21 protein-coding genes are annotated in these 22,785 nt (G+C 40.7%); 19 read left to right on the top strand and 2 right to left on the bottom strand.

The window, feature by feature from the left end:
- Positions 1-31 precede the first annotated feature (31 nt).
- From essC to BA1_RS07135, 5 genes are all read left to right on the top strand, one after another.
- Entirely contained in the window at positions 32-4,507 is a 4,476-nt protein-coding gene (gene essC / locus BA1_RS07155) for a type VII secretion protein EssC (RefSeq protein ID WP_008357215.1), read from the top strand.
- Entirely contained in the window at positions 4,504-7,368 is a 2,865-nt protein-coding gene (esaA, locus tag BA1_RS07150) for a type VII secretion protein EsaA (RefSeq protein WP_008357213.1), read from the top strand. The genes essC and esaA overlap by 4 nt, the downstream gene beginning before the upstream one ends.
- Positions 7,358-7,846, top strand: a complete 489-nt coding sequence (essA, locus tag BA1_RS07145) for a type VII secretion protein EssA (protein ID WP_034738650.1) — start codon at positions 7,358-7,360, stop codon at positions 7,844-7,846. The genes esaA and essA overlap by 11 nt, the downstream gene beginning before the upstream one ends.
- Before the next feature lie 92 nt (positions 7,847-7,938).
- Positions 7,939-8,688, top strand: a complete 750-nt coding sequence (locus BA1_RS07140; RefSeq protein WP_008357209.1) for a (S)-benzoin forming benzil reductase — start codon at positions 7,939-7,941, stop codon at positions 8,686-8,688.
- A 144-nt stretch (positions 8,689-8,832) separates the two neighbouring features.
- Positions 8,833-9,366, top strand: a complete 534-nt coding sequence (locus BA1_RS07135) for an HD domain-containing protein (protein WP_008357207.1) — start codon at positions 8,833-8,835, stop codon at positions 9,364-9,366.
- Here the strand turns inward: BA1_RS07135 and BA1_RS07130 are convergent.
- Entirely contained in the window at positions 9,363-10,853 is a 1,491-nt protein-coding gene (locus BA1_RS07130) for an esterase/lipase family protein (protein ID WP_232532112.1), read from the bottom strand. The two genes, BA1_RS07135 and BA1_RS07130, sit on opposite strands and share 4 nt — an antisense overlap.
- A gap of 174 nt (positions 10,854-11,027) precedes the next feature.
- Here BA1_RS07130 and BA1_RS07125 point away from each other — a divergent pair, with 174 nt between their 5' ends.
- The 9 genes from BA1_RS07125 (at position 11,028) to BA1_RS07085 (ending at position 17,406) form a co-directional block, all read left to right on the top strand.
- The gene (locus tag BA1_RS07125; RefSeq protein WP_003213721.1) at positions 11,028-11,264 is read left to right on the top strand and encodes a YuzF family protein; all 237 of its coding nucleotides are present in this window, start codon (positions 11,028-11,030) and stop codon (positions 11,262-11,264) included.
- A gap of 183 nt (positions 11,265-11,447) precedes the next feature.
- Positions 11,448-12,551 carry an AI-2E family transporter gene (locus BA1_RS07120; RefSeq protein WP_008357202.1) on the top strand — a complete coding sequence of 368 codons (1,104 nt, stop codon included), beginning with the start codon at positions 11,448-11,450 and terminating at the stop codon, positions 12,549-12,551.
- A 68-nt stretch (positions 12,552-12,619) separates the two neighbouring features.
- Positions 12,620-12,841: a spore germination protein gene (locus tag BA1_RS07115; RefSeq protein ID WP_008357200.1), complete on the top strand. Its 222-nt coding sequence runs from the start codon at positions 12,620-12,622 to the stop codon at positions 12,839-12,841.
- Positions 12,842-12,942: 101 nt separating this feature from the next.
- On the top strand, positions 12,943-13,164 hold the full coding sequence (locus BA1_RS07110) for a spore germination protein (protein ID WP_008357197.1): 222 nt from the start codon (positions 12,943-12,945) through the stop codon (positions 13,162-13,164).
- 94 nt (positions 13,165-13,258) lie between these two features.
- On the top strand, positions 13,259-13,507 hold the full coding sequence (locus BA1_RS07105; protein ID WP_008357195.1) for a YueH family protein: 249 nt from the start codon (positions 13,259-13,261) through the stop codon (positions 13,505-13,507).
- Positions 13,508-13,534: 27 nt separating this feature from the next.
- Complete coding sequence (locus tag BA1_RS07100; protein ID WP_008357193.1) at positions 13,535-13,942, top strand: YueI family protein; 408 nt, start codon at positions 13,535-13,537, stop codon at positions 13,940-13,942.
- 60 nt (positions 13,943-14,002) lie between these two features.
- Positions 14,003-14,554, top strand: a complete 552-nt coding sequence (locus tag BA1_RS07095; protein ID WP_008357192.1) for a cysteine hydrolase family protein — start codon at positions 14,003-14,005, stop codon at positions 14,552-14,554.
- A 17-nt stretch (positions 14,555-14,571) separates the two neighbouring features.
- Positions 14,572-16,041, top strand: a complete 1,470-nt coding sequence (locus BA1_RS07090; protein ID WP_008357190.1) for a nicotinate phosphoribosyltransferase — start codon at positions 14,572-14,574, stop codon at positions 16,039-16,041.
- Positions 16,042-16,179: 138 nt separating this feature from the next.
- Positions 16,180-17,406, top strand: a complete 1,227-nt coding sequence (locus tag BA1_RS07085; RefSeq protein ID WP_008357188.1) for an EAL and HDOD domain-containing protein — start codon at positions 16,180-16,182, stop codon at positions 17,404-17,406.
- A 34-nt stretch (positions 17,407-17,440) separates the two neighbouring features.
- On the opposite strand, the gene BA1_RS07080 is transcribed toward BA1_RS07085, so the two are convergent.
- Positions 17,441-17,794 carry a YuzC family spore coat inner layer protein gene (locus BA1_RS07080; RefSeq protein WP_034738645.1) on the bottom strand — a complete coding sequence of 118 codons (354 nt, stop codon included), beginning with the start codon at positions 17,792-17,794 and terminating at the stop codon, positions 17,441-17,443.
- A gap of 505 nt (positions 17,795-18,299) precedes the next feature.
- On the opposite strand from BA1_RS07080, the gene degQ reads away from it, so the two are divergent.
- The 5 genes from degQ (at position 18,300) to comA (ending at position 22,771) form a co-directional block, all read left to right on the top strand.
- Positions 18,300-18,440 carry a degradation enzyme regulation protein DegQ gene (degQ, locus tag BA1_RS07075; protein WP_003213123.1) on the top strand — a complete coding sequence of 47 codons (141 nt, stop codon included), beginning with the start codon at positions 18,300-18,302 and terminating at the stop codon, positions 18,438-18,440.
- Between the two features lie 152 nt (positions 18,441-18,592).
- Positions 18,593-19,507, top strand: coding sequence for a polyprenyl synthetase family protein (locus tag BA1_RS07070; protein ID WP_008357184.1), 915 nt, complete (start codon positions 18,593-18,595; stop codon positions 19,505-19,507).
- The gene (gene comX, locus BA1_RS18610) at positions 19,504-19,674 is read left to right on the top strand and encodes a competence pheromone ComX (protein ID WP_008357181.1); all 171 of its coding nucleotides are present in this window, start codon (positions 19,504-19,506) and stop codon (positions 19,672-19,674) included. Before BA1_RS07070 ends, comX begins: the two co-directional genes overlap by 4 nt.
- Positions 19,675-19,727: 53 nt before the next feature.
- Positions 19,728-22,049 carry an ATP-binding protein gene (locus BA1_RS07060; protein ID WP_008357179.1) on the top strand — a complete coding sequence of 774 codons (2,322 nt, stop codon included), beginning with the start codon at positions 19,728-19,730 and terminating at the stop codon, positions 22,047-22,049.
- 80 nt (positions 22,050-22,129) lie between these two features.
- Positions 22,130-22,771, top strand: a complete 642-nt coding sequence (gene comA / locus BA1_RS07055; RefSeq protein ID WP_008357178.1) for a two-component system response regulator ComA — start codon at positions 22,130-22,132, stop codon at positions 22,769-22,771.
- The last annotated feature ends 14 nt before the right edge of the window (positions 22,772-22,785 follow it).

Genomic DNA, 22,785 nt, shown 5'->3' with positions numbered 1-22,785 from the left:
GTTGGTGCTGTCCGATGAGGAGGTGGAGCGTTTGAGTCTTCTTTGGGTTTTTTATGAGGAGAATTATCAAACCGTCCGTTTAGATGAGCAGTTCAATCGTGAAGCCGTGATTGGACCTGAAATAGAGCATACCGTAACGATCCCTTCCCTTTCATTTGATGAAGGGACGATTCGTTTATCTCCAGAAGAATCAAATGACGGTTTTTCAATATACCAAGGAGAAACGAAGAAAGGAACATTACGTCCAAATGAGCCGTGTCAGATTGGAACACTCACTCTCGTGTTAATGGAGGCACATCATGATCAGCACATTTATTACCTAGGAAATAGAGTTGAGGTGTCTTTTTCACGTGAGGAGAAAGATGAGATTGATGTGTGGAAAGAACAAGCTCATGCGATGTTTCAAGATGCCAAACAGTTCACTTTAGAACAAGTTGAAGGAACTTGGTATGTCATGCCCGAGGATGAGACGATTTATGTGAATGGGAAACAAATTCACGGTCCAGAGAAGGTTCATGCCGGAGACGAGCTGTTCTGGAACTTTTTGACGGTTAGATTTCAAGATGATGATTTATTGCAAGTGACAGCATTCGAACCATTTCAAACACGTTTAGAAAAAACAAGACCACCGAGTACCGAAACGAAACAAAGATACCCTTTATACAGACGAACACCGCGTTTGATTTACGATCTGCCAGATGACCGGGTTTCATTTAGCTTTCCTTCACAGGAAACTGAACATAACGGCAGAGGGCTTTGGCTTGTGGTCCTCCCGCCGCTTGTCATGCTGCTTGTCATGGGGATCGTTGCCCTTATACAGCCGCGTGGAATCTTTATTGTCGTGTCGATGGCGATGTTTATTATGACGTTAATTACATCGTCTGTTCAATACTTTAAAGAGAAGTCACAGCGTAAAAGACGGGAAGAGAAACGACAGCGGGTTTACTCGCTTTACTTAGAAAATAAGCGAAAAGAACTGCAGGAGTTATATGACCGTCAACAATTTATTCTCACGTATCATTATCCATCATTCGAACAAATGAAGTACTTGACGTCAGAAATCAGTGGGCGGATTTGGGAAAAGACCCTTGTCAGTGATGATTTTTTACAGCTGCGTCTTGGGACAGGTGCAGTTCCCTCAAGCTATGAATTATCGACAAGCGGCGGCGATATGGCCAATCGTGACATTGATGACTTAATGGAGCAAACGCAGCACATGCAAAATGTCTATCGAGAGGTAAAGGATGTACCGATTACATTCGGTCTTGCGGACGGCCCAACCGGATTAATAGGAAAACCGGCAATTGTCAAAAATGAGCTTCATCAGCTTGTTGGCCAGCTGGCTTTCTCGCACAGTTATCATGATTTGAGGTTTGTTTTTATCTTTAATGAACAGGAGTATGAGCATTGGGAATGGATGAAATGGCTGCCGCACTTCCAACTGCCTCATACATACGGTAAAGGATTTATTTACAACGAACAAACACGCGATCAGCTTTTATCTTCTATTTATGAAATTTTACGTGAGCGTGATTTAGAGGAAGAGAAAGAGAAGAAAATCTTTACGCCTCACTTTGTGTTCATCGTGACAAACCATGAACTTATTGCGGAACATGTCATTTTAGAATACTTAGAAGGCAGCCGAACAGATTTAGGCATCTCGATTATCTTTGCGGCAGAAACAAAGGAAAGCTTAGCTGAAAATATCTCAACGCTTGTCCGTTACATTAACGAAGAAGAAGGAGATATCCTCATCCAGCATAAGAAGGCTGTCCGGATTCCATTTCAGCTTGATACACATCAGCGTGAGGATAATGAGCTGTTTGCCAGAACACTAAGAACATTAGATCATCAAGTCGGAATGACCAACTCGATTCCAGAAACAGTCTCATTCCTTGATTTATTTCATGCCAAACAGGTAGAGGACATTGGCATTCGTGAAAAGTGGCTGACATCTGAAACAGCAAAATCATTATCTGTGCCAATCGGTTATAAAGGAAAAAACGATATTGTCGATTTGAACCTGCATGAAAAAGCACATGGTCCGCACGGTCTGTTAGCTGGGACAACCGGATCAGGGAAAAGTGAATTTTTACAGACGTATATTTTATCTTTGGCTGTACACTTTCACCCACATGAGGTTGCTTTCCTGCTCATTGATTACAAAGGAGGCGGAATGGCGCAGCCGTTCCGAAATATTCCGCATTTACTTGGTACCATCACAAACATTGAAGGCAGCAAGAACTTTAGTGAAAGAGCGCTTGCCTCTATTAAAAGTGAACTGAAAAAACGTCAGCGATTGTTTGATCAGTATCATGTGAATCACATCAATGATTATACGAAGCTCTATAAAGAGAAAAAGGCTGAACAGGCGATGCCTCATTTGTTCTTAATCTCTGATGAGTTTGCTGAACTAAAAAGTGAAGAGCCTGACTTTATTAGAGAGCTTGTCAGTGCCGCACGTATCGGGCGAAGCCTCGGTGTCCATCTCATTTTGGCCACACAGAAGCCTGGCGGGGTCATTGATGATCAAATTTGGAGTAACTCCCGCTTTAAGGTGGCATTAAAGGTACAAGATGCGTCAGACAGTAAGGAAATTTTGAAAAATAGTGATGCGGCGTCGATTACCGTCACAGGTCGGGGATATTTACAAGTTGGAAACAATGAGATCTATGAATTATTCCAATCGGCTTGGAGCGGTGCACCGTATATGGAGGATGGCTACGGGTCAGAAGATGACATTGCGATTGTGACCGACACTGGACTGATTCCGTTATCAGGGGTCAGCACAGAGCCAGCAGTGAAAAAAGAGACAGTGACGGAAATTTCCGCTGTTGTGGATGAAATTGAAAGAATGCAGCAGGAGCTTGGAATTGAGAAACTCCCAAGTCCATGGCTTCCACCGCTTGAAGAGCGTATTCCGAAAACGCGTTATGCGTCGAGTGAAGAGCATGTCTTCCATTTCGCACTTGTCGATGAGCCAGATCAGCAAAGCCAGCATCCACTTTCGTATCAAATGATGGAGGATGGGAATATTGGCATCTTCGGGTCATCCGGCTACGGCAAATCACTTGCGGCCACAACACTGCTCATGAGCTTTGCTGAGAGATATTCCCCTGAAGAATGGCATGCGTATATTTATGACTTCGGTAACGGTACGTTGCTTCCGCTCGCCAAACTGCCGCACACAGCGGATTATTTCTTAATGGATCAAATGAGAAAGATTCAAAAGTCGATGAAGCGTCTGCGTGAAGAGGTTGAATATCGCAAGCGTTTATTCAGACAGCAGGAAATGAGTCATATCAAAATGTACAACGCTTTGAATGAGAAAAAGCTTCCGTTCATCTTTATCGTGATTGACAACTTTGACATTGTCAAAGACGAAATGCATGAACTCGAATCTGAATTTATCCAGCTGAGCCGGGATGGACAGTCATTAGGCATTTACTTCTTGATCACAGCAACTCGTGTAAACGCAGTGCGCCAATCGCTCATGAACAACTTGAAAACAAAGATTGTTCATTACTTAATGGATCAAGGAGAGGCATATTCCATTATTGGCAGACCGAAATTCAGCTTAGAGCCGATTCCAGGTAGAGTCATTATCAACAAGGAAGAGCTTTACTTTGCGCAAATGTTCCTGCCAGTTGAAGGAGAGAACGATCTCGAATTGTTTGAACATCTGAAGCAAGAGATCCAGCTTCTTCATGACCGCTTCCAAGACGCTGAAAAACCAAAGCCTGTGCCAATGCTGCCTGATAAGCTGACCGTTTGGGAGCTTGAGAGTCGTTTAGATGATCAAAAACAGCCTTATGACATTCCAGTAGGATTAGATGAGGAATCTGTGGCACCAGTATACTTTGATTTGAAAAAGAATAAACACTGCCTCATTATTGGGCAAACGCAGCGTGGGAAAACAAATGTAACAAAACTGCTGCTTGATCAGCTGTTAGCGGCAAAGCCTGAAAAGCTTGCCGTCTTTGACTCAATTGATCGTGGACTTTCTTACTATGCAAAAGAAGAGAACATTGATTATCTTGAGACCAAGGATGATATCTCCAAATGGGCAGAGGAAATGGACCGTTTATTCAAGGTTCGAGAAGAGATGTATGTCGAAGCTGTGCGCCGGGGAGAAACTGATCAGCTGTCATTTGCTCAAGTTGTGCTGGTGATCGACGGCATCACACGTTTTCAGCAAACAATCGATCCGCGCCTTCAAGATCAATTGGCTGATTTCATGAAGTCTTATGCACACCTAGGCTTTAGCCTGATCGCATCAGGAAATCATACCGAATTCAGTAAGGGCTATGATGCACTCACAAACGAAATCAAACAAGTTCGTCATGCCATGTTACTCATGAAAAAATCAGAGCAAAACATCATACCGCTTCCGTATGCAAGACAAGAACCAGAGATTCAGCCAGGCTTCGGCTATTTGGTTGAAAACGGAAAAGAGAAGAAAATCCAGGTTCCTTTATGTGCGGTAGAAAGGAAGAGTGTTCAATGACAGAGCAGCAAAAAAGCTCCATCAAAATCGTGTCCACCATGATACTGATTCTCGTTTTGCCGGTTTTATTTTTCCATCTCATTGGAGATGATCCGGCAAAACAAAAGAAGAATGCTACGCGTAATATTGCAGTGGTCAATGAGGATATGGGAGCGAGCGAAAGTGAAAACACTGCTCGTTTCGGACAGGATGTGGTGGCAGCATTATCAGAGCGTCCAGATTACACATGGACGGTCGTCAATCGCAGTGCGGCGGAAAATGGACTGAAAAATAGAAAGTACGATGCTGTCCTCTATATTCCGTCTGACTTCTCTAAAAATGTGCTGAGCTATGATAAAGAACATCCTGAAAAGGCATCCATTCAATTTTCGATTCAAGATCAGCTCAATGCAGTGAATAAAGAAAAAGTGCAAAGAGAGCTGGAAAATGCTCAAAAGAAAATGAACGAACAGATGTCGACCTTATACTGGAGTTTTGTATCACAGGAAATCGGCAATGTCAGAGAAGAATTTGAGAATATTGTCGGCAAAGAAGTCGAATTCCAAAACACGATGTATAACTTCTATAAGCCCAATTCAAACAAACTATCTGATGCCGTCCAGCAGCAGAAGAAACAAATAGAAGACTTAAAAAAGGCGATGGCCGATTCACAAAAACAGTATAAAGACGGCTTAAGTACAACAGAAGAAGCGAAGAGTCAGCTAAAGGATTTTGTGAAAGTAGTGGACCAATATAAGCAGTATCAGGAGAAACAAAAGGATCTCCTGATCAAAGCGCAATCTACAAGCAAAAAACAAATCCAGCAAGGACTCAAACAGCTTGCGGAGATTCAAAATCAAAATGCCCGCAGCTTTAGCGATCAAATGGGCGGACTAAAAACAGATATCAACGGGGTGCAAAGTCAGCTGAAAACAACTGACAGTGCAATTCAATCTGTTCAGAAGTCGAGGGAAGACGCAATTCCTAAGCAATCGACGGGATTAAAGGACCTTGTGAAGACGTCTCAGGAAGAACTGTTGAAGGATTATGAAGGTCAATACTTAGATGTCTATAAAAGTAAGATCATCGCCTTGCAGAATAAGCTAGAGGCAAAAAGGCAAGAGCTAATCGACGCACCTCAGCCGCCAGATGATGATCAGGATGACGGGCAATCAGATCAAGATAATGAAAACCCAGGAGAGATGGGGATTAACTTAGACGAAGAAACAAATGAACTCTCGCAAATTTCAACAGAAATAAATGATCTCGCCGATCAATTAGCAGATCAGGAGACGCCGGCTTCTGGCAACGATGGAAACCCTGCTCAGTCAGATACCGGCAGCACGAATCAATCGAAAGAGGATTTAAAAGCACTGTCTAATCGTTTAGAAGAAGTGAAAAAGAAGATTCAAGAAAAAGCGGCTGCTCATAATGACCAACTGAAAGACAAAGTAAGTCAGATGAGTCAGGAGCTTAAGAATCTTTCTGATAAAATTGGTAAACTTGAAAAGCTCATAGATGGATATAGTGTCATTCCGAACGAAATCAAAAATCAGGAATCCTCTATTTTAAACAAAGTGAAAGAGCTGAAACGAGTAAACTCGCCGATTGGAAACACTTTTAAAACTAAAATATTTGATCAAGAGTTTAAAACAAATACAACAAGCGCCAAAAAGTTAATGGAATACTCCAATCAACTCTCTCAACTAGAGATGATGCTTGGGAATCTATATCAATCAACAAACAACTCATCTCTACTAGACACAAAAGGAGATGAAATCCAGTCCATCCTTTCCATCAAAAAAGAAGAAACGGAAAACTGGGATACACTCAAAAATCAAATGCTCACGTCAAACGATGATGTGTCAACTTTTATTGATGAGATGCAAAAATTTTCGGACGGCTATGCGGCATACATTTCGACTCAGCAGGCAAGCATGGAACAGGAATTAAATGCAATTTCTAAAAGTGCGGACCATGTAGCTGAGCAAATGGCTGATCAAGGAGATGCGGTGTATACGGCAGACCTTGCAGGCAGTTCGATTGTTGTGAGTGCTCAGGATTCAATTGGTCAGGAAGTGCTTCGTCTTTCTGAAAATATGAGCTCGTTAACCGACCGCCAAAAAGGGGTGGCAGATTATACGAATAACATTGAAGAGAGTGTCACAACGGTTCAAGAAAAAGCGGACACACTGAACGAAAACTGGAGCAAGAATGTCCATTCTACGAAACTTGTTCAGCAAGATTTAAATGGTATTTTAGGTAATACTTTAAGCGACCAAGGCGACAGCAACTATGTGTATAACCACTTAGCGAACCCGCTGAAGATTAGCGGAGACGTCCCTGAAGAAAAAGCGCAGACTGTACCGCCAGTGGTGATTTTGGTCATTGTGATGATTAGCAGTTTGTTGATTGGCTTTTTTAGCTCGTATTATGCCGCGGCTCCAATGCTGGTGAAAGGTGCTCTGTTTGGCATTTTGAATCTTTTAGTCGGGCTCATGATCAGCCTGTTTGGACTCAACATTTACAAACTTGCAGATGATCAAGCCATTCAATGGTCGATCTTCACGATTCTGCTGCTAGTGGCGTGCTCTGCCTTTATTCGCACGGCCTTCCTTTTCGGTTCCATTGCCGGATGGATGGCAGCAACGGCGCTTATTTTCTTCTTTGTCGCACCGTTAATTGATTTGGTCATGCCGAATTTCTACTTTACAAATCCCGTGACCGACGTGTATTTGTCCATCCAATATGGAAATGGAGATAACTTCGGTATAGGCATCACAGGGCTGTTGATTTTAACTGTCTTGCTAATGGTCATACCACTTGTGAAAAGGCTATGGAAAGATCAAACAGAGGAACGTGATGTGACTCATGAGGCTTAATCTATACGTCAAAGGGATGGCACTTGGTGTCATATCCCTTTTTCTCCTCATCCCTGCTGCTTTTGCTGCTACAGGTGAAGATACGGATACGAATGTCAAGCCGAATGAATATCAAGAAAAGGATCTCAATATTAACTCAAGTATATTGAGAGATCAAACGAAATACGAACAAAGCAAAACAACATCAAAAATCAAAACGGACATTCATTTTGCTGAACCGCCTAAAACCTCTGGCGGCCAGCTTTCGCCGCAGCTGTTCAGTGATCTGAAAGAAAATCCGCCTAAAACGCCAGCTCGTATGATGAAAGAGATCAACATCTCTTTTAGTGATTCGGCTGTATCAGCACCTATTGCCGATGATCATGAAAAGCAGAGATCGGCGCTTCTTCCGACCATTTTTGGGATCTTGATAGCATGCGGCATCATAGTGATGGTCATCCTCATTCCAAAGGTGAATGTGAAGACGGAAAAGAAATAGCCTGCCTCTTTAAAAGGGGCAGGCTTTTCTTTATGCAGATTGCTTGATGTCATGCCGAATCACTACGTAAAATAGGAGTATTAAGGGAGGAGATGACCATTCGAATTTCAATCGTTACAGGAGGATCAAAAGGATTTGGACTAGCACTTGTGAAAAGGCTTCTTTCACGAGGGGACCACGTGTTCACATCTGCAAGAAGTGCGGCTCCGATATCCCATCCGCACCTCACACATACACAGGTCGACCTCACAGATGAGGAAGCGGCTGCCAAGTGGCTTCAGGATATATTGTCATCACAAACACTTGAAAAAGCTGATGACATCTTGTTTGTCAATAATGCAGGAATGGTGACCCCTATAAAACGGGTAGGGCAAGGAGGACAGGATACGCTTCATCGGCATTATACGCTGAATCTTATGATGCCTGTCTTACTGAGTCATATGTTTGTTAGAGAGACACAATCCTTTAAAGGGAAGAAAACAATCGTTCATCTTTCCTCTGGAGCGGCTAAAAATCCGTACAAAGGCTGGAGCGCCTATTGCAGCTCAAAAGCAGGGCTTGATATGTTTATGAGAACTTTACATGAGGAACAGCAAGACGAAGCGCATCCTATCACCACATTTTCCTTTTCACCTGGGACGATTGATACGGATATGCAAGGAGAGATTCGGAAAGCCTCCAAGCAGGACTTCGAACAAATTGAACGGTTTCAGCAATTATATGAAACAGGTACGCTAAAGAGCCCAGATGAAGTCGCCGGTATTTTGCTCGACCTTCTAGCGGATGAGCCTGCTGGCGGTTGTGTATACGATGCGCGTGAGTATGGAAAAAAGCAGTCATAACGACTGCTTTTTTCGTATTGTACAAGCAAAGACAGCTTGTATCGCATAAGCTAATCTTGAAGCTCATAGGAAATATGACAGAACATTTGAGTTTCTTTTCGGAATATGTTAGGATGCTAAAAATATAGATAAGGAGGGGTTTCCATGAGAAAGGTTACGTTAATGGATGTTTATACCCATCCAGTCGCTCAAAAATATTTAAATCGTTCAGGGAAAGCCCATGCGATAGCTTGTGCTTATCACGCATTCAAATTGGCGATGAAGGCTGGAATTAACCCAGATCTTGCTGTGAAAGCAGCACTCTTGCATGACATCGGCCACTATGAATGGTATACAGCGGGCGGAGAATGGGATTACGAGACATATAGACGGAATGATATTCATGCCATTAAAGGCGCAGAGCGGGCACATAAACTGCTGATACGGCTCGGTGAGGAACCAAAAGCAGCCAAAGATATTGCGCTGGCCATTCTGCTTCATACGGATTCCTATTTGCCAGAGGGCGACCTGCATAAGGACACACTCCAGCAAATAGTGAAAAAAGCAGATGAAATGGATGAAGAGCCTGGCGGACACCATCATTACAGACAAATAGATGAATCACTCGCACTACAAAAAATTGCTGAATTGGATGAGAAGGTGCAGCAGGCGCTTCAGCCCATGAAACGATCTGTTTAATATGGAATGTCTCCATGAATCGTTCCATGCTGATCGACATACAATGTGCGAATAACAGTACGGTTAAACGCAGAATTCCCTGACGCAGTGAGACCTGTGTAATGAACCGTGACGGAATAAGCACCTTGTTTTTTCAATTGAACGGCTGATGAAGAGCTCGTTTTCAGTGGATGATCCTCTTGTGCATCCTGAACATAAACGGTCTCTACTGTCTTACTGATCCGTTTAATCAGGCTGCTCGAATGTGTCGATGCATCTCCTGATTTCGCTGCAGCTATTTTGATCTCTTCATTTAACGGTGAGTCAAAGGACACAAGCAGCAAATAAGGTGCCTTTTTCCCTGAATTCGATCGAATCGTCCATTTTCCAGGAACGGGTTTATTGATTTGTACATGGTGTGAATATGCGCCTTCATATGGAAATGATGCATCTGATGTCGTAAGGTTCGTTAAGACATCTCCATTTGGGGCGACAATTTCAAGACTTGATTCTTTCTGTTCATTTAACCACTGGATCGATAAGCCATTCGTTCCTTCCTCTACATAGAACGCTTCTGTTTTCTCCTTTTCGCTTTCCCCGCCTTTTACATAAATGTCTGTATTCAGCTCATCAGAGACAGGCTCTTGATTCACTTCCTCTTCAAGATCATCACTTGTGGTACTTGCCAGCAGCTGATGCTCGAATACGGGGAACATGCTTGTGCCGTTTTTGATCGAAAAGTGATCCCATTTTCCTGTTAGAATATTGTTTGCATACGAGAGCCTTGTGCTGCTGACCGTAACAGCGCCATCGTTTGCACCAAAGCTCTTTAAATACATGCCGCCTAAATAAAGCACGCCTCCAAAAGTTCCCCATTCTGAACCAGAATAGGTCACATATTTATTGGGGAACGTCTCCAGCCGGTCGGTTTCACTTCGAAAAGCCGCCATAAGACCGGTTTGCAGAGAATAGAGCGCCTCGCTTTTTTGTCCAAGGATTTGCGCAAGCCAGCTCCCGCCCTTGCTATAGGCTAAATCCGCAAGCGGCGTTCCATAATGAGGGGAGCCGAGTGTGATGACCTTATCTACATATGGATGGGCATTGTAATACACAAGTGCGGCCTGCGTATCCACTCCGCCTTTACTATGACCGATCACAATAAGCTTTCTACCAAAAAAATCATAGATTTCTTTTAGTTTTTCTGCTAATAGTTTGCCATTCGTTTTCATGTCCTGATCTGGATACAAATCTATGAATGCGCTTTCGTATCCATTCAGAACAGCTTGTTTTGCCATATCATTTTTATCAGACCATGTGGAGGAAGAGCTGTTGATGCCATGAACAAAAACAAGCGGGGGTTTTGACGTGTCTGTTTGAGCCGGCTCTTCTCCTTTAAACCACTTCCCTGGTGTACCAGGTGCATCTCCAATTGTGCCTGCGTGCGCATAACTTGCAGAGGATAGTAAGAGCATGACAGCAACGATACAGATTAATTTTTTCAAGATCATTCACCTCTTCAAATGATTTAAGATGTTGGCAGCACCAGTCTATTATACTTCTAAAAAATGTAAAAGAATATAATTTGTAAAAATATGGTATTAATGTTGTGGGTTTGCCGAGTGACACTCACATGGGTCATTGCATACGCTGTGGGTAAATACACAAGTAAAGGGGCAGGTAGGATGGCACAACAAGGAAGTCCACAGCTCGTTTCATTAGTTGATCCATATGTTTATCAAACATTGCAGAAAGTAGTCGGTATGAGATTGATTGTTCAAACAGTGAAAGATACAGTACGTGGAAAGTTGAAGGAAGTCATGCCGGATCATATTGTAATTGAGGCGGGGGCAAAATCAGTTTTTTATGTGCGGATCCAGCAAATCGTGTCGGTGATGCCTGATCACAGTGAAAGAGTGTAACAAGCAGACGCATAGGTGTCTGCTTTTTTCATGCTTATAGAATGTATATCTAGAAAAAGTGCATGATATACCAATTGTTCTTTTTTTTTCAAAAAATGTGGTTCTAAAACAAGAAGCAGTTGACAGAAGGTGGGTTGAATAGTAGTTTTTTAATAAGATCAATACGTAACAGGAGGAGCATCTTTGTTAAAATCTAAAGTTCATTTTTGGACATTCCAAATACTACTGGTTTTACTTATTGTGTATGTATCAACAAAGGTTTCGTTTTTATTTCAGCCGATCATTTTATTTGCATCAACCTTGTTTGTCCCTATCTTACTGGCAGGCATTCTCTTTTTCATTTTCAATCCAATTGTTCGGTTCTTATCGAAGAAGATTCCTAGGACGCTCGCCATTCTGATCATTTATCTCCTGTTCATCGGGCTCATCACATTCATTGTCAATGCTGCCGGCCCTGTCATTGTCACCCAGGTGGGTGGACTTGTTAAAAGCTTCCCTGGTTATGTGACGGATTTGCAGAAATTTATTAATGACTTTTCGCACTCCAAAACATTTACTTGGATGATGAACCAAGATTATGTGTCAGTTTCAAAGTTTGAACAGACGATCGTTTCGACATTAAAAGATTTACCGGAAAATATTGCTTCAAGTATGTCTGCGGTGTTTGGCGTGATTGCAAATATTGCCCTTGCCGTGATTACAGTTCCGTTCATTTTGTTTTATATGCTAAAAGACGGACATAAGTTTCCGGACAAGCTCGTTCAATTCTTGCCAGTGCCTTACCGCAAGGAAGGACTGAAAATCTTCAAAGAATTAAACGACACGCTTGCAGCTTACATACAGGGGCAGATTGTTGTATGTTTATTTGTCGGAGTTGCTTGTTTTATCGGATACTTATTGATTGGTGTAAAGTATGCGCTTATTCTCGGCATCATCATTGCGGTCACAAACGTGATTCCGTATCTTGGGCCATATCTTGGCGCGGCACCAGCTGTGCTCATTGCCTTTCTGGATTCCCCGGGAAAAGCGGTTGTAACAGTGATTGTGATACTTGTCGTTCAGCAAATTGATGGAAACGTGATTTCTCCATTGGTGATTGGGAAACGTCTGAACACACATCCATTGACGATTATCCTGCTATTAATTGGTGCAGGCAGCTTTGGTGGAATACTTGGCATGATCTTTGCTGTCCCTGTTTATGCTCTACTTAAAGCCATTACACTGAATATTGTCAGATTGGTTCAGCTGCGTCAGCGTTCTCGAAAAGAGCAGCATTTAAACGTCTAGGACAGATGCACAACTTTCCCCTATGTGCATAAGATGACTCACATAAGCAGATAGGGAGGAGAAGGAAGATGCCAGCAATTGTTGGACCCATTCATATTGAAGCTTTAGGCGGGAACGGTTCGGCTACTTTTGGTGATGTTCTAGCCATTGCCCCTTTGGCTGTAGATCACTCGACCGGCGGAGCGGGAGCTTTTAATTCAGGTGATTATATGTCCCTGACAAGTGATCCGAATGCCACCATGCTTTGGGACTTTACACTGTTTGGCCAGCCTCAATCATTTAATGCATAGAAAGACAGCTGATCATAAGACAGATCAGCTGTCTTTCTATGTTGGATAGACACGTATTGTTCCGCTAGGCATATGATGAGGGTAGTAAAGGTGGTGGGAAGATGCCAGCAATTGTTGGGCCTATTCATATTGACCGTGTTATTGGAAATGGTTCTGCACATTTCGGTGATGTGTTTGCCATTTCGCCCAAAAGTGTTGATCACTCTGCCGGCGGTTCAGGCACCTATAATGCAGGAGACTTTGTCCAGTTCTTCAACAGTCCAAATGTCACATTTGTTTGGGATTCAAACCTGATCAGCCAGCCAAAAAGCTTTAACGCATAGCCAGCTTTGAAAGGGATTCCTTTTCAGAAGCTGTCTTTTTTTATGGTACAATGGATATGAAAGGAAGAAGAAAAAGAGGTGTAAAAAGAGTCAAATGAAAATAAGAAAAGCACATATCACAAGCGGACAACCAAAGACCTACAATGTATATTTACATGAAAATAAAAAAGAATATAAAACACTTGTCGCTGTACCTGATATTGAATGGAGTATGTCCATTGCGTATGAGGACGAAAAAGCGCAGCTTGAGCAAACACTTGAACAATCCTTAAACCAAAGGGTAGAAATAAACGAAGCACGAGAAATCGCACAAAAAATTGTGCACTGGGTCACAGAAATGTAAATGTTGAAGTCAGGAGTGAAAACCGCAATGAAAGAAGAATCCGTAGACTTTTATTTGCAGCAAGGAATATTTGGACATGCTGAAACAAAACCCGATGAACGAAGAATGTTTCTCGGGTCATTAAGGGAACGCGCTCTTCTCGCTCTGACAAAGGGGCAAGTATCAAGAAATAAACCGTATCAAGAGGTCGAGCAAGTATTGAAGGCAAACCGCGAAGCCACTGTTCTTTTAAATGGTGAATTGTCTTATGCTTCTTATTCTCCATATGTCAAAATGGCAAATGCTGCTGGTTGTTCTTTTAAAGTGGTCAACCATCACGAGTCACATTCTCCTTTCGGTCTTGTCATAGAGATGCCGCACGCGATCAATCAAGAGCGCATCTATATAGAAGATGAGCTGTTTCAAAAAGCTTTTTCTCGTGAATCTGTTGAATAGGTTTCCCTAGTGAAATGAATAGGCTATAATGATTCAAAAGAGTATATGGGAGAGATGCGGATGGGCAAAGCACTGATTTGTATTGATTATACAGTTGATTTTGTTGCAGACGATGGCAAGCTGACGTGCGGAAAGCCTGGACAGGCAATTGAATCAAAGATCACAGAGATCACTTCTACATTTATTGATGAAGGACACTTTGTTGTCTTTGCCGTCGATCATCATGAAGAACAAGACCCTTATCATCCTGAGACTAAGTTATTTCCGCCCCATAATATTCGCGGAACAGAAGGAATTGAACTTTACGGAAAACTAAGTTCACTATTTCACACGTCAAAACATGTAAAGCATGTCTATTATATGGAAAAAACAAGATACTCTGCTTTTGCTGGCACTCAATTAGAAATGAAACTGCGCGAGCGTGGCATCACTGAACTTCATTTAGCCGGAGTGTGTACCGATATTTGTGTACTTCATACAGCTGTTGATGCGTACAATAAAGGCTTTGAACTTGTGATTCATGAGAATGCGGTGGCAAGTTTTAATGAAGCGGGGCACAAGTGGGCACTTTCTCACTTTGAGCATACGCTCGGAGCGAAAGTGGTTAAGTAAGGGAAGGAGAATGGAAGTTGGAGCATCGGTTTACTGACGACAGTTTATCACTACATACAGATCTTTATCAAATTAACATGGCAGAAACATATTGGAGAGACGGCATTCATGAGAAGAAGGCAGTGTTTGAACTCTTCTTTAGAAAGCTTCCATTTGACAATGGCTTTGCTGTATTTGCTGGTTTAGAAAAAGCGATTGAATATTTATCGGACTTCTCCTTCACCGAAAGCGATCTTGCTTATTTAAAAGATGAACTCGGTTATAAAAGCGATTTCATTGAATACTTAAGCGGGTTGACCTTTACAGGTACACTTCATTCAATGCGAGAAGGGGAAATTGTCTTTGCGAATGAACCAATTATGCGCATCGAGGCAACGCTTGTTGAAGCGCAGTTAATCGAAACGGCACTGCTTAATATTGTGAACTTCCAGACGCTGATCGCAACAAAAGCGGCTCGGATTAAAGGCATCATTGAAGATGAGACAGCATTAGAATTCGGAACAAGACGTGCGCATGAAATGGATGCTGCCATGTGGGGAGCAAGAGCGGCACTGATCGGCGGATTCCAAGCAACAAGTAATGTCCGTGCAGGGAAACGCTTCAATATCCCTGTATCTGGAACACATGCCCATGCGCTAGTACAAGCATATCGCGACGAATATACAGCATTTAGAAAATATGCTGAAACACATACAGACTGTGTCTTTTTAGTGGATACATATGATACTGTCAGATCAGGCATTCCAAATGCGATTAAGGTAGCGAAGGAATTCGGAGACAAAATCAACTTTATTGGGATCAGACTGGATAGCGGAGATCTTGCATACTTGTCTAAAAAGGCTAGAGCGATGCTGGATGAAGCAGGATTCCATGACGCAAAAGTCATTGCATCAAGCGATCTTGATGAACATACCATTATGAACTTAAAAGCACAAGGCGCAAAAATTGATGTGTGGGGTGTTGGAACGAAACTGATTACTGCATTTGATCAGCCAGCCCTCGGTGCCGTATATAAGCTCGTATCAATTGAAGAAAACGGCAAAATGAATGACACCATCAAAATCTCATCCAACCCAGAGAAAGTCACAACACCAGGCCGTAAACGAGTGTATCGCATTATTAATCAATTGAATCATCACTCTGAGGGAGACTACATTGCCCTTGAAGACGAAGATGTACAAAGTGCAGAGAAACTAAAAATGTTCCATCCAGTCCATACATTTATCAGCAAATTTGTGACAAACTTTGTGGCGAAGGACCTTCACGTCCCCATTTTCGAACAAGGAAAGCTTGTATATAATAATCCTGATATTCAAACGATTCAAGCGTATGTTCAGGATAGTCTCGGACTCTTCTGGGAGGAATACAAACGAATCAGCAAACCAGAAGAATATCCAGTCGATTTGAGTCAAAAATGCTGGGATAATAAGATGCAATTTATCCATGATGTGAAAAACAAAATCAAAAAAGAGCTTTATGAAAGCTGATGCCAGCGGAAAAGGAGATCATCCAGTCAGGTGGTCTCTTTTTTTGTTTTGACCGATTCAAAATGAACCATAGGGGCAATCATTTGGTATACTGAAAGCACATCTTGTTTGTCATTGCATAAAGGAGGACTGGAGCAGTTGAGGGTGTTTGTTGCGAGACAGCCTATTTTTAATAGAAAAGAACAAGTCGTATCATATGAGCTTCTTTATAGAGATAGTGAAACCAATACATATCATGCTGAAGATGGTGATCAAGCGACAACGGACCTCATTATTAATAGTTTTTTAAACATTGGCATCGAAACACTGACAGAAGGAAAACGATGCTACATTAATTTTACGGAAAGCTTGCTTTCGTCTGATCTGCTCACTTATTTTGATCCACATCAGCTTGTGATTGAGATATTAGAAAATGTGCCGATTACCCCGGCACTTATCATGAGATGTAAGCAATTAAAAAAATGGGGTTACACGATTGCACTCGATGATTTCTTTCTGAACGGAACCCATTTTCATGACAAATTACTTGACGAACTCCTCGATTGCATTGATATTTTAAAAATTGACTTTCTAAAAACAACATGTGAAGAACGAAGAGCCATTTTACATACATATAAAAAGTATCGACTTCGTTTCCTTGCTGAAAAGGTAGAAACGCGAAAAGAATATGAAGAAGCGTTAGAAGCTGGCTTCCATTTGTTTCAAGGATATTTCTTTAGTGAACCGCACGTCATTTCGGGACGAGCCTTGTCGACTAGCTTTCATGCATACCATCAGCTATTGAATGAGCTGAGCAAGGAACAACCGAATATCCAGACCGTGACGCATTTTATAGAGAGTGATCTTTCGCTTTCATATCAATTATTAAAAATGCTGAATTCGGGCGGCATGAGACGCCTTTATCAAATCAAGAGTATTCGGCAGGCAATTATCCTGCTTGGATTTAACGAGATTCGGCGATGGATCTTTATTCTTTCATTTAAAGAACTCAATGTGCAAGCCAACTCAAGTCAAAAAGAAATCATCAAAATGTCGTTCATTCGGGCCAAAACGTGTGAACTCATTGCCCATCGAACCGAACGAGAGCATCCCGCTTCTTATATGCTGACAGGCATGTTTTCACTCATTGATACGCTTGTTAGGGCAGACATTACTGAACTTGTGAAGGAGCTGCCGCTTTCTGATGAAGTGGGTGAGGCGCTGCTTGGTTATGAAAATGACTATTCCTTTGTTTTAGACGTCGCCAAACGTATTGAACGAAATGAATGGGATGATGAGATGTTAGAAGGACGTCTTCCGAAGCAAGAAGCCTACGGCTGTTATATAGAAGCCATTGAATGGTGTCATAAAATGTTTGAATCTTAACAAAAGCCGCTCTGACGTGAGCGGCTTTTCTTTGTCATCCCCACTGTAAAAGCAGAAAAAGCCTGCTTGAAGTTAGGGATAAGTAGATGCGAATGCCTTCTGGACTAAAGCGGATATCGATATTGCTTTTTACCCCGATTTGTCTTAGCATTCGAATCACACTTGCGGTGTCAGCGCGCTCACCAGCCTCCATGATTCGCTGTCCAAACGAAAGCGATCCGGAAATTTGCTGTGTAATGAGTGATGCATCAGCAACGAGCCGGGTTGATTCTTTTGCAGCTCTTTGAAACGCGTGGGCATCCACCGGGGGGAAGGTCATAGGCGTTCGTGGGTATGCGCTCCTCATTGCGGGAACCTGCAAAGGGGGATAAGGAACATAGTAAAACACATGGTCACCTCTTCTCTCATTGAAGTGAATTTGGACGGATATCTGTTCTAAATGTATGAAGAAAATCAGAATAAAGAATCAAAATGATCTTTCTACCTTTGCACATTCATCATAAAAATAGGTACTTTTGCGGTCAATTTCGGTGAATGTCGCCAAAAAATTGCGGTGTCTACAGTAGAGCCTGTCGTCTGACCTATGACATGAAAAACCGTGAGAACAGAAGGGATCGTATGTTCTGTTGTGTGAGAATCGTGCCGAATCGTGCCTGTTCTTGTCGGAAAAATGACGCAGTTCCTTTGAAATTGAGATAAAAGTATCATTTGAAAAGTCTGAAAATGATGAAGAAAGACCTATTGAATTTTGCGGTATCACGCACACATTTTGTGCATACTTTTCGGTGAAAAAATACTCAATAGCATTTACACTGTTAGTAACAGATCAAATACTTATGACCCAATCACCATACACAAATACATTGATCTTCCAAAAAAGGAGAGTGGAATCGATGGAAAAGTATGAAATCGAAGAACTGAAACAACTATTATGGAAACTCGAAAACGAAATTAGAGAAACAACGGCTTCTCTTCATAACATTAACAAAAGCATTGATCAATACGACAAATATGAATATGTGAAAATTTCTTAAAGACTTGATGGCCATCAAGTCTTTTTTTTTATCCAAATACATACAAAAAAAGGATATATTATTATATAATTGTTAAATAGTGATGTCAGTGGACATTTGTTTATTTCTTTTTAGTAAAATAAGAGGCGAGAGGGTGAGGATCAAGACCGAGTATGCTAAACTATCTAGAGAATAAAAAAATCAAGCAGAAAATGTCTGATTTGATTCAACATGCAGTCAGGCAGAATGATTTACAAAAGCTGCTTCTTGAATTTACAGATATAAAGAAAGAATGTCATTTTGGTCAATTGGCTTACCAGCATTATGAGGCATTTGGCGGACAAGACAAGCAAGCGATTACAGAATTGGCAGCAGGGATTGAACTTCTCATCTTATCTGCCGATATATTAGATGATGTTGAAGATCAGGATAATGATTCGTATCCTTGGATGAACATAAACCAAGGAGTGGCCATCAATGCTTCTACGTATTTGTATACGGTGAGTATCCAATTCATCACATCAATTTGTGAAAATAATTCTCAACTAATAGAGAAACTGTTCCACTTCATCAAAATGTCTATGGAAGGGCAGCATGAGGATTTGAGTCATTTGTATGGAACAGAAGAAGAGTGTGTAGAGGTTTTAAGGAAAAAATCTGGATCTTTAACAGCTCTTTCTAGCGTACTGGGTGTTTATTTAGCGACAAGAAAAATGAATGCCACTGTAGAATCTTATTCGATTTATTATGGTGTTGCTGAACAAATCAGTAACGATTTTTTTGCGTTATTTTCAAAAACAAACGGAGATTTTCAAAAAAAACAAACGCTGGCATTTAGTTATTTACAAAGACATTTTAACGATGTCAGTCTAGAGCTTCTTTCCTTCTTTTCTAACCGGCTGGATGAGTCAGAGCAAAAGCCGTTTCAACTGAAGCAAAAGTTACTTGAAGCTGGTTTGACTCAGTACATGGTATCGATGAGAGAGATTATGATGTTAAAAATGAAGCAAGGAATTGCACAACTTGATTTGCCTAAAACGAAAAAGGAACAATTATATGCATATATGACAAAGGAGGGCAATGATTGAACATTCAAAATGTTATTGCATATTTAGTGGAAAATCCTAATGTTGTGAATGAATTGGACTTAGGGAATGCAAGTTTAATTCACACAGATGAGGAAACGATGAAAGCAATCATTCAAGGCATAAAAAAAGGGCAAATGTCTGCAGATTATATATGGTACTATAAATGATACTATTCATTTAAAAATGATCTAAAAGTTCTCCAGTTAAGGATGTTTTATACATGAAGATAACTTATACGAAACTATCTGCTTTTTTGGTTTTTCTGTCTTTTTTATTTGTGATTTATGTTTCATATATTTATGTATTTGATATTTTTAATGGAGCACGTGTTGCGGAGAACAAGAATGGTCAAGCAGAAGTTGTCAAAGTCGAATATCTTTCTTTAGCCTACACATCAGGATTAGAAGAAGGAGATATTATACTTAAAATCAATGGAGAACCTGCTAACAATAAAGATCATTTGATCAATGGTGAGCTTAGGAATGTGCAAAGAATTGATATTCAAAGAGGCAACCAAATGATCACCCTAAAAAATAAGACATTGATTGGTCAAGAAAGTTTATTTGTCTATATAATTCCTCTCATCCTGTATTCAATATGTTTATTTTGTATCTTCTTTATCATTCGTATTAACAAAGAGGTCCAACGAAAATCAGCATTTCTTTTAGTTTTATTTTTATTAACGATTTGTATCGGATATCTTAGTGCAGGTACTTCAGGTATTGGTGATAGATTTAGCCATTATGTCATCACATTTTGTTTATCAAGTGTATTTATCTTTTATATTCATTTCATTTATCAATATTTTAAAGAGTTTGACCTGCATATAACGACTCGAAAAACAATTTATATTTTATATAGTCTTCCTATAACTAATCTAGTAATAGAGCTGTTTGTTCCGATTGATTCGGTGATAGCCAGATACATGCCGAGTTTAAATCTTTTATTCTTTTTTGCTTCTATTATCATGTCATTCAAAGTCATTATTAATGGAATGCAGAAATATAAAGAGACAGAGCAGGGGTCTGTTTTAAAGTTTTTTGTCATGATTAATATCATAGCATTTTGTCCGTTTATATTTTTATTTGCAATTCCATATGTTTTGTTTCGTATTTATGTTGTAGATCCCTTTTTCTTAACTTCTTTTGTATTGCTCATTCCTTTTTCACTCGTGTATCAATTCATGACGAACAAACTTTACAATATGGATTTCTTGATTAGTAGACTTAAATACTATGGATTTATTGCCATTACACCGACCATTTTAGTTGTTGTCACGTTTTATATTCTGCAAAAACCAGAAGATTTAAAGTACACACTGAAGCTCACATTCATCACATATACACTCATGTTGGCTGTTTTCTATTTTAAAGAAATTTTAGATTTCCGTTTTCGTTTGAAACGTTTTTCAGAGAAGCATAATTATCAGGATAGTGTATTTAAATTTACACAGCTTATTCGTGAGGCGTCATCACTTCATCAAGTACTGTATCATTTGAAATACACCATTTTAGAAGTGCTCGTTGTGAATAAAGCCTTTGTGCTAGAGGTGAAGGCTGATGGAGAAATTGTTGAAATTGATGAAATTGATGAATCAATAGAAGAAAGCCAGCTATGGAAAGATTATGTGGATCAATTTCAAGATATTTTAGGTGAAGTTGGTAAAATCATCGGACTGGATAAAGGATTCATGATGAAAATTGGCGAGCGGGGCGGTCACTCGTTTGTGATTTGCTGTTTATCCAATTTAAAGACACCGAAGCTGACCCGCGATGAAATTTCATGGCTGAAAACATTGGCATTTTACACAAGTGTCAGTTTAGAAAATGTCGTCAAGATTGAAGAATTGATGGAGCATCTTGAAGATTTGAAACAGCGTGAATCCAATCCTGCTTGGCTGAAAAAGATCATGTTTGCGATGGAAGAGAAGCAGCGCTCAGATTTAGCGAGGGATCTCCATGATTCTGTGCTGCAGGATTTGATTTCGCTGAAAAGACAGTCTGAAATGTTTTTAACCAATTTTCATAATGAACAATGCACAACGTCTATTGAAAATTCGCTTATCTCATGGAATGAACAAATGTCTAAGGTGATTCAAACCACAAGAGAAACATGCCATGAACTTCGGCCACAACTCCTTTATGATTTAGGGTTAGTGAAGGCGATTTCGAAGCTGGTTTCTCAAATCCAAGAGGAAGCACCATTTCATATTAGGCTGAATACGACCCGCTTTGATAAAGAACTGGACATTGATATTGACTCACAGCTGAATATTTACCGGATTGTGCAGGAGCTGTTATCCAATGCGTTGAAGCATTCTAAGGCCAGCCAAGTCTTAGTGATGCTCATTTGTATTAAAGATCAAGTTGTTCTCCATTATGAGGACGATGGAGTCGGATTTGATGCAAGCCAGCTTGATCAGCACACGATGAGCATGGGACTCTCAGGTATAAGGGAGCGAGTCAAAGCGTTAAATGGGAAGCTTCAAATTCACACAGCACCTGAAAAAGGGCTCAAGGTGAAAATTGAAATGGAATTGTAACGATTTCTTAAGGAATAAGACTTGGCATCTGCCAAGTCTTTTATATAAAATGGAAGTGAGTGATTTAAAGGGAGGAAGACATGAAGAAGATATTGGTCATTGATGATCATCCGGCTGTCATGGAAGGGACAAAAAGCATATTAGAATCAGATCAGCAGCTATCAGTCGATTGTTTAAGTCCTGATGCAGAAGCCGCCTTTTTAAAGACGCATGACTTCTCCATCTATGATGTGATCTTGATGGATTTAAATCTCGGGGATATCAATGGAATGGACATTGCGAAAAAAATTCTAGAAACGAATCAACAAGTGAAAATTATTATTTATACAGGATATGAAGTAGATGATTATTTCGAAGAGGCCATTCGAGCTGGATTGCATGGTGCAATAAGTAAAACAGAGACAAAAGACAAAATTATTGAATACATACACCGCACATTGCAAGGAGAAGTGGTCATTCAGCTATCCTATTTAAAGAAATTAATTTCACAGCAGCAAGAGAAGCCAGAACAGGCGCAGCAGACGGATCATGAGCTGTTAACAGAGCGTGAATGTTTAATCTTAAGAGAAGTGGAAAAAGGCTACACAAACCAAGAGATCGCCGATGTGCTTCATTTGAGCAAACGCTCGATTGAATACAGTTTGACATCCATCTTTAATAAGCTGAATGTAGGATCTCGAACAGAAGCGGTGTTAATTGCAAAATCTGAAAGTGTGCTGTAAACGTGTGAAGGGAG

This window comes from Bacillus xiamenensis, assembly GCF_000300535.1.
Classification (GTDB): Bacteria; Bacillota; Bacilli; order Bacillales; family Bacillaceae; genus Bacillus; species Bacillus xiamenensis.
The sequence above is the reverse complement of the archived record's forward strand: the minus strand, read 5'-3'. Positions and strand labels throughout refer to the sequence as shown.

What these genes read in the sequence shown, in the direction of transcription:
- BA1_RS07070 (WP_008357184.1), top strand. Translation starts at nt 18,593, where the DNA reads ATGCTAAACTATCTAGAGAATAAAAAAATCAAGCAGAAAATGTCTGAT.
- esaA (WP_008357213.1), top strand. Translation starts at nt 4,504, where the DNA reads ATGACAGAGCAGCAAAAAAGCTCCATCAAAATCGTGTCCACCATGATA.
- BA1_RS07135 (WP_008357207.1), top strand. Translation starts at nt 8,833, where the DNA reads ATGAGAAAGGTTACGTTAATGGATGTTTATACCCATCCAGTCGCTCAA.
- BA1_RS07060 (WP_008357179.1), top strand. Translation starts at nt 19,728, where the DNA reads ATGAAGATAACTTATACGAAACTATCTGCTTTTTTGGTTTTTCTGTCT.
- degQ (WP_003213123.1), top strand. Translation starts at nt 18,300, where the DNA reads ATGGAAAAGTATGAAATCGAAGAACTGAAACAACTATTATGGAAACTC.
- BA1_RS07130 (WP_232532112.1), bottom strand. Translation starts at nt 10,853, where the DNA reads ATGATCTTGAAAAAATTAATCTGTATCGTTGCTGTCATGCTCTTACTA.
- essA (WP_034738650.1), top strand. Translation starts at nt 7,358, where the DNA reads ATGAGGCTTAATCTATACGTCAAAGGGATGGCACTTGGTGTCATATCC.
- BA1_RS07105 (WP_008357195.1), top strand. Translation starts at nt 13,259, where the DNA reads ATGAAAATAAGAAAAGCACATATCACAAGCGGACAACCAAAGACCTAC.
- BA1_RS07100 (WP_008357193.1), top strand. Translation starts at nt 13,535, where the DNA reads ATGAAAGAAGAATCCGTAGACTTTTATTTGCAGCAAGGAATATTTGGA.
- BA1_RS07125 (WP_003213721.1), top strand. Translation starts at nt 11,028, where the DNA reads ATGGCACAACAAGGAAGTCCACAGCTCGTTTCATTAGTTGATCCATAT.
- BA1_RS07140 (WP_008357209.1), top strand. Translation starts at nt 7,939, where the DNA reads ATGACCATTCGAATTTCAATCGTTACAGGAGGATCAAAAGGATTTGGA.
- BA1_RS07110 (WP_008357197.1), top strand. Translation starts at nt 12,943, where the DNA reads ATGCCAGCAATTGTTGGGCCTATTCATATTGACCGTGTTATTGGAAAT.
- BA1_RS07115 (WP_008357200.1), top strand. Translation starts at nt 12,620, where the DNA reads ATGCCAGCAATTGTTGGACCCATTCATATTGAAGCTTTAGGCGGGAAC.
- BA1_RS07095 (WP_008357192.1), top strand. Translation starts at nt 14,003, where the DNA reads ATGGGCAAAGCACTGATTTGTATTGATTATACAGTTGATTTTGTTGCA.
- comA (WP_008357178.1), top strand. Translation starts at nt 22,130, where the DNA reads ATGAAGAAGATATTGGTCATTGATGATCATCCGGCTGTCATGGAAGGG.